11 protein-coding genes are annotated in these 13,013 nt (G+C 34.0%); all 11 read right to left on the bottom strand.

Features of this window, described 5'->3' with window-relative positions:
• Positions 1 to 227: 227 nt before the first annotated feature.
• The 11 genes from dnaI to ytpR all read right to left on the bottom strand — a co-directional run bounded on the left by dnaI (position 228) and on the right by ytpR (position 13,013).
• Entirely contained in the window at positions 228 to 1,166 is a 939-nt protein-coding gene (gene dnaI, locus ACVQ8P_RS04080; protein ID WP_462297681.1) for a primosomal protein DnaI, read from the bottom strand.
• Positions 1,167 to 1,168: 2 nt separating this feature from the next.
• A complete protein-coding gene (locus ACVQ8P_RS04085) occupies positions 1,169 to 2,566 on the bottom strand; it encodes a replication initiation and membrane attachment family protein (protein WP_462297682.1) in 1,398 nt (465 codons plus the stop codon).
• A gap of 7 nt (positions 2,567 to 2,573) precedes the next feature.
• Positions 2,574 to 3,062 (bottom strand): transcriptional regulator NrdR, encoded by a 489-nt coding sequence (gene nrdR, locus ACVQ8P_RS04090; protein ID WP_462297683.1) that lies wholly within the window; start codon positions 3,060 to 3,062, stop codon positions 2,574 to 2,576.
• Positions 3,063 to 3,095: 33 nt separating this feature from the next.
• A complete protein-coding gene (gene coaE, locus ACVQ8P_RS04095) occupies positions 3,096 to 3,695 on the bottom strand; it encodes a dephospho-CoA kinase (protein WP_462297684.1) in 600 nt (199 codons plus the stop codon).
• Between the two features lie 2 nt (positions 3,696 to 3,697).
• Positions 3,698 to 4,531 carry a DNA-formamidopyrimidine glycosylase gene (gene mutM, locus ACVQ8P_RS04100; protein WP_462297685.1) on the bottom strand — a complete coding sequence of 278 codons (834 nt, stop codon included), beginning with the start codon at positions 4,529 to 4,531 and terminating at the stop codon, positions 3,698 to 3,700.
• 20 nt (positions 4,532 to 4,551) lie between these two features.
• The gene (gene polA, locus ACVQ8P_RS04105) at positions 4,552 to 7,233 is read right to left on the bottom strand and encodes a DNA polymerase I (protein WP_462297687.1); all 2,682 of its coding nucleotides are present in this window, start codon (positions 7,231 to 7,233) and stop codon (positions 4,552 to 4,554) included.
• A 158-nt stretch (positions 7,234 to 7,391) separates the two neighbouring features.
• Positions 7,392 to 8,093 carry a Bax inhibitor-1/YccA family protein gene (locus ACVQ8P_RS04110; RefSeq protein ID WP_462297689.1) on the bottom strand — a complete coding sequence of 234 codons (702 nt, stop codon included), beginning with the start codon at positions 8,091 to 8,093 and terminating at the stop codon, positions 7,392 to 7,394.
• Between the two features lie 19 nt (positions 8,094 to 8,112).
• Positions 8,113 to 8,541: a MaoC/PaaZ C-terminal domain-containing protein gene (locus tag ACVQ8P_RS04115; RefSeq protein WP_462297690.1), complete on the bottom strand. Its 429-nt coding sequence runs from the start codon at positions 8,539 to 8,541 to the stop codon at positions 8,113 to 8,115.
• A gap of 140 nt (positions 8,542 to 8,681) precedes the next feature.
• Positions 8,682 to 10,013, bottom strand: coding sequence for a UDP-N-acetylmuramate--L-alanine ligase (gene murC, locus ACVQ8P_RS04120; RefSeq protein ID WP_462297691.1), 1,332 nt, complete (start codon positions 10,011 to 10,013; stop codon positions 8,682 to 8,684).
• An 81-nt stretch (positions 10,014 to 10,094) separates the two neighbouring features.
• Positions 10,095 to 12,308 (bottom strand): DNA translocase FtsK, encoded by a 2,214-nt coding sequence (locus tag ACVQ8P_RS04125; RefSeq protein ID WP_462297692.1) that lies wholly within the window; start codon positions 12,306 to 12,308, stop codon positions 10,095 to 10,097.
• 66 nt (positions 12,309 to 12,374) lie between these two features.
• Complete coding sequence (ytpR, locus tag ACVQ8P_RS04130) at positions 12,375 to 13,013, bottom strand: YtpR family tRNA-binding protein (protein ID WP_462297693.1); 639 nt, start codon at positions 13,011 to 13,013, stop codon at positions 12,375 to 12,377.

Genomic DNA, 13,013 nt, shown 5'->3' on the forward strand with positions numbered 1-13,013 from the left:
CAAATTCAAAGTTTTACCAAAGCAAAACTTTCTCCATAGATTTTAACGGATTCAATCCGACCTAACAAAAGTTAGGCAACATTATGGAAGTGGTCATCACTTATTCTCTGCCAAGAAAGCTTCCAGCTATGCTCTCTCTCCCTGTAGACATTAAAAAAGAATGTAATCTTCCGTATCAATTTAATAACTATTTAACCATTTTTATCACATTTTAGCAACCATTAATCTTATTTAGGGCGACGATTTTTACCAACAATTTTAACTTCTTTTGCTAAAAAATGGATTCGTTCCATAATTCGCTTAGCTTTAAGAGGCTCATCTTCGCCTCTTTGGCTAATTCGTAGATGTTCCTCTTCCAATTGTTTCATCGAAAAATTAGAACTAAAAAATGTTGGTAACTCTTCTTGCATACGATATTGTAAAATAACCCCTAAAATATCATCACGAACCCAACTAGACATTGCGTCAGCACCAATATCATCAATCATTAAAATTTCAGATTTTTTAACAGCATTCAACATATCATAAACTCGATTATCGCTAATGGCATTCTTAATTTCAACTGCAAAACTAGGAAAATGCATTAATGTTGTTTGGTATCCGCGATTTGCTAACTCATTAGCCATTGCACCTAATAGGTAAGTTTTACCAACGCCAAAACTGCCATAAAAATACATTGCTTGATGATAAGACTTAGGATCCGCAACAAATTCTGTAATAAACTTCAAGCTTTTACTAAGTGCATCCCCACGTTCATCCATATCAAAACTGTTCATAGTCGCATTTTTGATATCCTTAGACATGCTCATTGATTTAACCCGCTTGGATACTGCTCTACTCTTTTGTGCTTCAATAAAAGAATCCGTTGGAACATAGGAAACATTAATCATATGATTATTCATGACTAATTGAGGCTTATATCCAGGTGCTATCATCCCTTTACCAAGAATAACTTTATTCTTTTCAGATAAAAATTCATATAGCTTTGCATCAGCACGTTGAATGTTTTCTTCGGTTAATTCAGCTTTATTTGCTTCTAAAAATCCAATGACATCAGAATCTTCATAGACCTTACTCATCAGATCACGATAATTCACATTAGGATATCTGTCGCTCAGATTATCCTTTGCAAGAAATTTTTTAAGTTCTGTTCCTAAATCTTCCATTATTATCCTCCTTTGGGAGCCGTTTTATTAAATTCTGCTAGCTGTCTTTGTAGTTCGGCTTTATCAATTTTGACATCTACTTCTGGTGCTTGATAATCATCTTTAGCCCAGTCAGGTAGAGTCTCTTTTTTAATTATTTTTCTTTGGCGCTGATTAGATACTTTAGTTTCTGTTTTTTTAGTATTGAATTGACGAACCTGATTAATGGCATCTTCAGGCGTCTTCACTTTTTGTTGTGACCAATCATTGGCCATTGTATCAACAAAAGATTTATTCAATGTCGCTAAATCTCGATCAATTAAAATATAGTGACTCAAAATATTAATAACTGCATTCGAAAATATTTGTCGTTGAACAAGTTGTTGCAGCAAATAGGATTCACTATCAGTCACATAGCCACCCTTACTCTCCTTTAACGATTTCAAGAAATCGAAAGGATTATAAGCTTCACTAGCGAGAATTAATTGTGAATCTTCTTTAGAAAAGCCCGCTTTTTTTAGTGTCTCAACGGACTTTGTCTTAATTTTTTTACTGTCCTCATTTTTTGATTCAGCTTGCTTTTTCAATTTAATCTGTTGATTATATTTATGTGCAATATGCTGTTTAAATACATTATAATCGACTTCATTTGTTGATAGGTCAGCTGAATCGCCAATAAACTGGGCCATTTCAATCTCATCAATCCCATATAAAAGATGTTCTGAAATAATTAAATCGCGTTGTTCATTAATTTTATCCAATGACACAAAACTTTTTTCCAACAGTTCAATAAAAAATTTAAAATCAAATGATTCAATAGCACTTGTTTCAACCAATTTCTGTGGTGCTTTTTTATTCGTTGAAAAAGCCTTTTTACTTTCAGCAATAATATCAGGTTTATCTGATAAATGTGCCTGGTTAACTTGAAAAACATCTAAAAAGCTTTTTGACGTTTCTTTAAAACCATCTAATTTTAAAACGGGTAATGCAAAACGGGCGGTAATTGCTTGATACCTACTATCACCAATTGATTCCCAAAGTAAAATACTGAGCAAATCATCCGTGAAAAAATCTGCTGCCTGTAAAGGCCGACGCAATTGGTAAACAACAACTTTACCCAAAGCATCTTCTTTTTCGAAGCTCTTTAGAAGGCCCAGTGCTTCAAGGGCACTTCTTGCCTCATAAAACATTGGCAAATCAATATTCAATAATGCCAGTAACTCACTGTGCATTTTTCGGTTAGACAATTGTGGATTCTGACTTGCTTCACCTTTTAATAGTGAAAATAGACCACTCGCAATCACGCCCATAACAGGTTGATACAAGTAGTCTAGTCGTTCAATATCATCATTTGTAACCTTTTCATCCATTAAGACAATGTAGCCATCTTTCGGACTCATATTTTCCCATGTATTAATCATTTGATTATCATTCCTTCAAATCTTGTTTATCCGTGGGTGCTTTATCCCGATCCATCATTTCGTTCAATTCCTTCAAGAAAACACTCATATCTTTAAATTGACGGTAAACACTAGCAAATCTAATGTACGCAATTTCATCTACATCAGCAAGTAATCCCATGACATATTCACCAATCAATTGACTTGAAATTTCATTTTCACCTAATGCTCTAACACTATTTTCTACTTGATCCACAAGATGTGTAATATCTTTCATTGAAACAGGTCGCTTTTCTGCTGACCTAATAATCCCCTTAAGAATTTTTTCACGATTGAATTCTTCCCGCGTGCCATTTTTCTTAATAACAAGTAACGGCGTGGCTTCAACTCGCTCAAATGTTGTGAATCTAAATTCACAATTTTCACATTCACGACGTCGTCTGATAACGCGACCTTCATCTGTTGGTCGACTGTCAACGACTCGAGAGCCATTATGTTGGCAATGTGGACATTTCATAGTGACACCCCATCATTTTTATTTACCTATTAGTTAGACATTATTTTGAGTACTAAGCCAGTTTAGCACTTGACCCCTTGTAACGGCAACCGTTGCTGAATTATCTATTACAAAATCAGCTAACTCTTTTTTCTTCTGAATTGACCACTGTGCCTTAATACGAGACTGCGCCTCATCAAAAGTCAGACTATCTCGCTTGATTAATCGCTTTATTTGTACATTTTCAGGTACGAAGACAACCATGACTGCATCACATAATAATTGATAATTTTGTTCAAACAGCAAGGGCATATCTAAGACGACTAACTTACTGTCCGATTTCTTTTGTATTTGGATTTGTGCTAAAATTTCTTTTCTAATAATCAGATGCATAATATTATTTAATTTTTCTAACGCCTTTTTATTACTGAAAACTAACTTACCTAACTTTTTACGATTTAGCCTTCCATCTATTGTGACGTATTCTTCACCAAATGTCTGACTTATCCTTTTTATCGTTTTTGATCCTGGCTCAACAACTTGCCTTGCAATTACGTCTGCATCAATAACTGGCACATTTTCTTCTTTAAAAATGTGACTAACCGTCGATTTACCTGTTGCAATTCCGCCAGTTAACCCAAGTATATAAGTCATTTTTAAACTTCCTTTAACGGTTGGCAATGCGGACAATAATGCGTCCCACGTTGTGCCACTTTTATTTTAACAATAGGTGTGCCACATCTAGGACAAGGCTTACCCGTCTGACCATAGACATTTAAATCAAATTGAAACAGACCTGTCTCACCAAACGCACCCGTATACGACCTAATTGTCGTTCCACCTGCCTGAACCGCAGTCGCTAATTCAAGAATAATATTTTTACGTAATTTAGCTAATTTACCATCAGAAATCGAATTTGCTGGTTGTTCCGGATTAATTTTACTCATCCACAATACTTCATCAACATAAATATTTCCCAACCCAGCAACTGCCTCTTGGTTTAATAACACAGGTTTAATCGCCATATGCTTACGCGACAAGTACTTTTTAAAATAACCAAGCTTAAATTCTTCATCTGTCGGTTCAGGACCCAATTTTTTAAGACCTGGTAATGTTCGTTCCTGACCAGTCGGAATTAACTGCATCCGACCAAATTTACGAACATCATTGTATCTTAAATCTTGTCCATCAGTAAGATGAAAAATAACATGAGAATGTTTTTCAATGGGTTCATCTGAAGTCCGAACAAAATATTTACCTTCCATTCTCAAATGAGATACCATTGTCATTTGATTATTAAAACGAAAAAGTAAGTATTTACCTAATCGATCAATCGATTCAATTTTACTACCTTCTAATTCACGTTTAAAATCTAGTAAATCCCCATTTACAATCTTAGGCCATAAGACATCAATTGATTTAATCGTCTTACCAATAACTAATTGACTCAGACCTCTTCGAACCGTTTCAACTTCTGGTAACTCTGGCATTTAATCACCCCTAAATAATTTTATTTAGTATCAAACCATGTCTCTCCAAATGCACTTTCAACCTTTAAAGGAACTTCTAAAGAAACAGCCGCATCCATAACTTCAGGGACTTTCTTTTGCAAAATAGCAATCTCTTCTTCTGGTGCCTCAAAAATTAATTCATCATGCACTTGCAATAACATTTTGGCTTGCAAATGTTCTTCTTCTAACATTTTATCCATATTAATCATAGCAACTTTAATAATATCAGCCGCACTTCCTTGAATAGGCGTATTCATTGCTGTTCTTTCAGCAAATGAACGTAAATTAAAGTTTCGACTATTAATTTCTGGTAAGTAACGACGACGATGAAATAACGTTTCGACATAACCTTTATCTTTAGCTTCACGTACAACATTTTCCATATAGTTCTTAACACCTGTAAATTCATTTAAATACGTATCAATAAACGTTTGTGCTTGTTTTCTAGTAATCCCAATATTTTGTGATAGCCCATAATCACTAATGCCATACACAATTCCAAAGTTAACTGCCTTGGCCGTACGACGCATATTCGATGTCACATCATCAGGTGACTTTAAATTAAAGATTCTCATTGCAGTATTGGCATGTATATCAATACCTTCTTTAAAAGCTTCTTGCATATTTGTATCATGCGCAATATGCGCCAAAACGCGTAATTCAATTTGAGAATAATCAGATGAGAAAATTTTCCAGCCTTCATGTTCAGGAACAAATGCTTGTCTAATTTTTTTACCTGCAGGAACTCGAACTGGAATATTTTGCAGATTAGGATCTACAGATGACAAACGACCAGTTGCCGTTAATGTTTGCAGGTATCTCGTATGAACTTTCTTATCTGCATGTCTCACTTTCAATAATCCTTCAACATAAGTCGATTGAATTTTAGCAATCTGTCGATATTTTAAAATTAAATCGGCAATTGGAGCCACAGTACTAAGTTGTTCTAAAACATCAACAGCAGTTGAATAACCCGTTTTCGTTTTCTTAACAACTGGTAATTTTAATTTCTCAAATAAAATCACACCCAATTGTTTAGGCGAATTAATATTAAATTCTTCACCTGCTTCTGCATAAATTTTAGTTTCCATATCTTTTAAAATAATTGAAAACTCACCTTGCATAACATTTAATCGATCTGCATCTACCGTAATTCCGCGAATTTCCATCTTGGCTAATACAAGTGACAATGGTAATTCCATATTTGTATACAAATCTAATTGTTCATGTTTAACTAATCCCGCCATCAAAGGCTCTTTTAAAAGGTGTAATGCCTCAGCTTTCGATGCCATATGATTGAAAAAGACAGCATCATCTTCCGGAATTCCGCGTTTAACACCCTTACCATAGACTTCCTCATCAGTCTTAACATCGTAATAATCATGTTTTTGAGCTACCTTACTAAGATCATCACTATTATCACTTGTATCTAACAAATATGAGGCTAATAAAAGATCAAATCCTGTTCCATCAAGCTGAATCCCCAGTCGATTTAACGCAACATAATTACGTTTGAAATTAAATACATTCTTTTGCACTGAATCACTTGAAAGAATATCAACTAAGATTTGTGATTTTAATAGCTCAACATCGCGTGTAACAAAAAATTGATTGCCATCACCAATCGTAAATCCATCAAAATTTGCAGTATGATAATTATCATCTAACATCTCTAAATAAAATGATATTGGCTGTTTTAATTGAGCGATTTCAGTCAAATTATCCTGAGTTAAAACTGTATAATCCGTTTTTTTAGGCTCTGAAAATAAATCTATTTCAGCATTATCTGACGTTGGATTTAAATTCAGTTGACTCAAAAACTTTTTAAAATCCATTTCTTCATAGAATGCAACTAATTTGTCTAAATCTTGTCCATTCCATTTTGTCTCTGGAAAATCAACCGTAATAGGTGCATCTTGGCGAATTCTTGCCAAGTCTTTACTCATAAAGGCTTGATCTTTATCTTCAATTAAATGTTCTTTCATTTTACTTTTCTTTAATTGATCAATATTTTCGTAAAGATTTTCCATTGACCCATATTCTGTCAATAACTTAATCGCTGTTTTTTCACCGACTTTAGTAACACCAGGATAATTATCAGAGGTATCACCAACTAATCCTTTCATATCGATGATCTGCAACGGTGTTAATCCAAATTTATCCATCACATGTGCTGGTGTAAATTTTTCTATTTCGCTAACTCCTTTTTTAGTAACAGAAACAGTCACTTTATCAGTTGTTAACTGAGTAAGATCCCGGTCTCCGGTTACAATAGTCACATCATACCCAGCTTTTTCACCCTTTTTAGCCATTGTGCCAATAATATCATCCGCTTCAAAATCAGCTAATTCGTAAGTTTTAATCCCATATCCTGCCAATAATTCTCTAAAATAAGGCATTTGCTCTTTTAATTCTGGAGGTGTTTTTGATCTACCCGCTTTATAATTATCATATTTTTTAGTTCTAAAAGTTGTTTTCCCTGCATCAAACGCAACTAATACATGTGTTGGTTTTTCAGTTTCTAATATAACATTCAACATATTATTGAAGCCATATAATGCATTTGTATGCAGACCTGCTTGGTTCGTAAATCGATCTACCGATTGATAAAGTGCAAAAAATGCACGATAGGCAATGCTATTTCCATCAATTAGTAGTAATTTTCCATTAGTATTAGTCATCTGATATCCGTCTCCTTTAAAAATCTCTATCTCTATTTTACCAAACATCAGCCGTGATTAATAATGAATCACACAATAACTCAATAAGTAATAAAAACCCCTAAGTTATCAAATGCCTAACTTAGGGGTTTAACCAACTTATTTTGTTCATTTAATATTTAATCTCTACCACCATAACCAAAAATTTGTAAGAACGAAATAAATAAATTAATGAAATCAAGATATAACATCAAAGCACCCGTCATAGCTAGGTTAGAAACCGAAATATTGCTATCACGTTGTAAAAAGACTTGTCTTAATTTTTGTGTATCCCAAGCTGTTAAAATGGTGAAAATAATAACAGCAATATATGAAAATACGTAATTAATAAGCTCACTTTGTAAGAACAAGTTTACAAATGAAGCAACAATTAATCCAACTAAAGCAGCTAAAGCTTGTGTCCCTATTTTAGTTAAATCTCGTTTAGTAACATTACCCAAAATTGTCATTGTTATAAAAACAGCTGAACTTGCGGCAAACGCAGCAATAATATTGCCAGCTGAATACATTGATATAATCAGCGACAGCGTTACTCCCTCAAGTACTGAATAACCCATCAATAACGCAAATGTAACAAATGGCGCCCGTGATGCTTTGACGTTAATATTTAAAACAACAACCAATTGAACGATAAAGAGTACCCAAATTGACCATGAATGTGCTGACATAAATCCGAAAACTGATTGTTGGAAGACCGTCAAAACTAAAAATGCGGTAATAGCTGAAACGCCAACGGCTAATGCCATATAACCATATAATTTTGATAAGAAATTGTTTAATCCATCTTTTTCATTAATAATAACTCTATTCTGATTATCCATCTCATTTTCCTCCTATTAATTAAGAAATTTTGGGTGGTTTAACCATAATTAACGCATCCAAAACTCTTTCATTTTCTTTATTCGCTGCTTCAACAGAAATAGTTATAACTTCCTTCATTTCATCTACACGAATAATTTCAAACTTAAATGTAATATTTTGATTTTGATAAATTGGTAATATAAAATTCGTTGAAATGTTCACAATTTGACTACCTGGGCCCGGAAATAACTTAGAAATTGAACTTGTTATAATACCAATTACTAATACCGGAGGCGCAAGAATTGTTTCAAAATCAGCACGCTCAACATAATCTTTTTGCGTATATAAAGGATTCGTATCATTGGTTAATCCTAAATAAATCATAATATCGCGGTTAATAATCCGTTCAGTCACGGTTAGTTTATCGCCCTCAACAATTTCATTAATTAATTTACCGACATTTGCCATACTGTTAGCTCCTTTATTTACCATTTCGTATAAGCACCAGTGTATCAAATTATTTAAGATTATCAAGCCATTTTACTTTTCTTTAAAAAGAATTAACTAATAAAAAAGAAATGACTTTTACGTCATTTCTTTCCTAACAATTAATTATTTTTAAAACTTAAATTACTTAATAAATCTTCATACGCATATTCATATTTTTGAACGTCTCCGGCACCCATGAAAATAACAACTGCATTGCTATAATCAAGCAATGGTGAAAGATTATCAAGTTTAATAATCTCGCCACCCTTAACAATTTTTGCGCCAAGATCTTCACTCGAAACATTACCTGACGTTTCACGAGCAGAACTAAAAATATCCGTTAAATATACTTTATCGGCAAGATTTAAACTAACCGCAAAGTCATCCATCAATGCAATTGTTCTACTGAACGTATGTGGTTGGAAAACAGCAATTAATTCTTTATCTGGATATTTTTGACGAGCAGCATCAATTGTTGCTTTAATTTCTGATGGATGATGCGCATAATCATCAATAATCGTCATATCACCAATATATTTTTCACTGAATCGGCGTTTAACCCCTTTGAAGCTTAACAATTCATTAGCAATTTCTTCTAAATCAACTTTTTCAAAATGAGCGACAGCAATAACAGCTAAACTATTTAAAATATTATGTTCACCAAATATAGGAATATTGTAGTGACCTAATGCTTCATCATGATAAAAGACATCAAATTCAGACCCTTTAGTCGTTCGTTTAATATCACGAGCTTGGAAATCATCAGCTTCCTTTGTTCCATAATAATAAATTGGAACATCAGCTTTGATTTTACGGAGTAAAGGATCATCCCCCCAAGCAAAAATACCTTTTTTAGTTTGTTTGGCAACCGTTTCGAAAGCATCAAAAACATCATCAATGCCAGTAAAATAATCTGGATGATCAAAATCAATATTCGTCATAATTGAATAGTCTGGGTGATACGCAACAAAATGGCGACGGTATTCATCAGCTTCATAGACAAAAAATCTTGCATCAGGTTTCCCCTTACCAGTACCATCACCAATTAAGTAGCTCGTTGGTGCGATTCCACTCAAGACATGAGCAAGAAGTCCAGTTGTACTTGTTTTACCATGAGAACCAGCTACTCCGATACTTGTGTAGCCTTCCATCAAACGACTGACCATCTCAGGATAACTAACAACATCTAAGCCCATTTCACGGGCTTTTTTTATTTCAGGATGGTCAGCAGTAAATGCATTTCCCGCAATTACAGTTAACCCTTCATGAATATTTTTTTCATCAAATGAATAAACCTTAATACCAGCTAATTCCAATCCACGTTGTGTAAACGTGTACTGATCGATATCAGATCCTTCAACGTTGAATCCTTTGTCATGTAAAATTAATGCTAAAGAACTCATCCCTGAGCCTTTTATTCCTACAAAGTAATATACCTTTTGATTATTCATAATTATCCTCTTTTCTGACAGCATTCTCTATAATTTTACCATAAACTAAACTCAAAATAAGGTAATATATTCAGAATGTCATTAAAATTCTGCTCTCATTCGTCTTAATTCATCTTCAGTCAAATACACATCTCGGGGTTTAGACCCTTTAGCATGTGAAACATGATGATGATTTTCAAGTTCATCAATAATATTTGCAGCTCTATTATAACCAATCGAAAAGACGCGTTGTAATTTAGAAGTGGAAATAGTCTGTTCATGTGCAATAAAATCTAAAACACCTGGTAATAAATCGTCTTGTTGCTCATTCTGATCTGCCATTTTCTTCAATCCATCTGGATTAAACGCATATCTTGGCTTTCCTTGTGTTCTAACAAAGTCAGTAATCAAATCAACCTCATCTTCGATATAGGTTCCTTGTAACCTAACAGCCTGGCTTGACCCATTACCGAGGTACAACATATCGCCTCGGCCAAGTAACTTTTCAGCACCCGCCGTATCCAAAATTGTTCTCGAATCAATTTGACTTGATACCATGAACGCAATTCGAGTCGGAATGTTATTTTTAATGGTTCCTGTCACAACATCGACACTTGGGCGTTGTGTTGCTAGAATTAAATGAATCCCTGCAGCTCTAGCCTTTTGCGTAATTCTAGCAATATAATCTTGAACTTCATTTGAAGCAACCATCATTAAGTCTGCCAATTCATCAATAATAATTAAAATATATGGCATTTTTAAGCTAAAATCACCATTTACTTCTGCTTTTTGATTAAAGTTACCAATATTCTTAGCTCCAGCTGCAGCTAATTTCTGATAACGTTCTTCCATTTCATCAACAGCCCATTTTAAAGCCGCAGAAGCCGCTTTAGCATCTGAAATAACTGGCGCCAATAAATGTGGAATATCATGGTATGGTGCCAATTCAACAGCTTTAGGATCAATCAATAGCAACTTAACTTCATTTGGCGTCGCTTTATATAAAATAGAGACTAGTAAACTATTGATAAAGACTGATTTACCAGAACCTGTAGCCCCAGCAATCAAGCCATGTGGCATTTTTTGTAAATTAGTTACTTGTGCTTCACCAAATAAATCAACACCTAATGCAACTGTTAATGGTGATTTATTTTCCATAAATACAGGCGACCTTAATACCTCTGAAAGTAGGACAGGTCTTGATTTTAAATTAGGAATTTCAATTCCGACACTACTACGACCAGGAATTGGTGCTTCCACACGAATATCTTTTGCCGCTAAGGCTAATTTTAAATCATCGACAAGATTAGTAATCTTGCTTACCTTAACACCAGCAGCCAATGATACTTCGAATTGTGTCACCGTTGGTCCAACTGTCCAACCATCAACTTCTGCATTAACATGAAAAGCTTCTAACGTATTATTCAACACGTCAATTTGAGAAAGAACCCAATCATCCAATTCACCAGCATTCTCTAAAATAGGATCTGGCAATAAATCAAGCGATGGAAATTGGTAGGTTGCATCCGCAATGGCAATTTCTTCATCAGATTGGTCATCGTAATAACTGTCTTGTACTTCTTGTACTTCTTGTACTTCTTGTACTTCTTGTACTTCTTGTACTTCTTGTACTTCTTGTACTTCTTGTACTTCTTGTACTTCTTGTACTTCTTGTACTTCTTGTACTTCTTGTACTTCTTCATTAGTTTGATGATTCTTATCAACAGATGCAAGCTCTTCTCGTGACGAAACTTCAGGTTTATCTTTAAAAACAGATAACTCTTTTTGAGCTTCATTTTCAGAATTTGAAATTTCAAACAAACCACGAGCTAATGCATGTTTGTTATTAACAACCATCTTTCTTGGCTCTTGATTAATTTTTTCAATGCTATCATGTTGTACTGGCTTTTCTGCCACTGTTTCAGCTAAAACGGATGGCATTTCTGGTATTACTTTATCCTCAACTACTGGATCTGCAATATGGATTGGTTTAGTGGACTCTGTTTTTGGCTCTTCAATCTCTGCTTCAACAAAGTAACTAGTATCCTGTTTGTCAAATAACAAATAAGTATCCTTTGCCTTAGTTAATTGCACTAAAAGCTGACGATACTCAACACTCTTATTATGTTTTTTACTCGTTAAAAATGCGGGTATTTGTTTTGGCTTAAATCCTCGAGAATAATGATTCATTTGCGAACTTTCATTTTGACTACTAGTCTCAATTCCTTTTCGTGCAAAATGATCATTACGACGAGGCACATTTTCTTCTTTTTTTATCGTTTTTTTATAAAACGCGGGTCCATCGTAACGCTCCATTAAATTCATCCTAACTATGTAAAAAACTAATTGCTAATAACCGCAATTAGTTTTTTTAAATCTATATTATGCGAATAATTTAGCTGCTTTTTCAAAATCAAAAGCATCACCAACATGATTCGTTTTTTCATCTAAAACCAAAATACCATGTGCAGTTGGGGCATTAGGAATCCCTAATTCTTGTGCTGAACTAACCATCCCATAACTGTCAATACCACGTAATTTGCCTGGCCAAATAATGGCCCCAGTTGGCATCATTGCACCAACTTTTGCGACTACTACTAATTGTCCCTGTTCAATATTAGGTGCCCCACAAACGATATCCAACATTTGATTATTATTAACCTGAATTTTTGTCACATGTAAATGATCTGAATCAGGATGTTCAATAGATTCCGCTACATATCCAACAACAAATTTAGGATCATCATCAATGATAAGAACATCATCAAACCCAGCAGCACTGATAAGCTCGTTCAACTTATCTACTTGATTTTCATTTAAAAAGACTTGTCCATTACCTAACAAATCAGGTAATTCTTTAGAAATTTCTAAAAAATTAAAGCCTAACGTTTCATTCGATTTCTCATTAAAAATACGAACAACATTGTTTTTTAATTCTGAATTTTGTTTTTCTGCATCTTCACGTAAGACGACCATTAATGTATCGCCAACATTTTTTAAGTTATAACTTGCTATCAACAT

The sequence above is a fragment of the Dellaglioa sp. BT-FLS60 genome (assembly GCF_054941065.1).

Coding starts and splice junctions, on each gene's coding strand:
- ACVQ8P_RS04125 (WP_462297692.1), bottom strand. CDS start 12,308: ATGGAGCGTTACGATGGACCCGCGTTTTATAAAAAAACGATAAAAAAA.
- ACVQ8P_RS04110 (WP_462297689.1), bottom strand. CDS start 8,093: ATGGATAATCAGAATAGAGTTATTATTAATGAAAAAGATGGATTAAAC.
- ACVQ8P_RS04115 (WP_462297690.1), bottom strand. CDS start 8,541: ATGGCAAATGTCGGTAAATTAATTAATGAAATTGTTGAGGGCGATAAA.
- coaE (WP_462297684.1), bottom strand. CDS start 3,695: ATGACTTATATACTTGGGTTAACTGGCGGAATTGCAACAGGTAAATCG.
- mutM (WP_462297685.1), bottom strand. CDS start 4,531: ATGCCAGAGTTACCAGAAGTTGAAACGGTTCGAAGAGGTCTGAGTCAA.
- ytpR (WP_462297693.1), bottom strand. CDS start 13,013: ATGTTGATAGCAAGTTATAACTTAAAAAATGTTGGCGATACATTAATG.
- polA (WP_462297687.1), bottom strand. CDS start 7,233: ATGACTAATACTAATGGAAAATTACTACTAATTGATGGAAATAGCATT.
- ACVQ8P_RS04085 (WP_462297682.1), bottom strand. CDS start 2,566: ATGATTAATACATGGGAAAATATGAGTCCGAAAGATGGCTACATTGTC.
- nrdR (WP_462297683.1), bottom strand. CDS start 3,062: ATGAAATGTCCACATTGCCAACATAATGGCTCTCGAGTCGTTGACAGT.
- murC (WP_462297691.1), bottom strand. CDS start 10,013: ATGAATAATCAAAAGGTATATTACTTTGTAGGAATAAAAGGCTCAGGG.
- dnaI (WP_462297681.1), bottom strand. CDS start 1,166: ATGGAAGATTTAGGAACAGAACTTAAAAAATTTCTTGCAAAGGATAAT.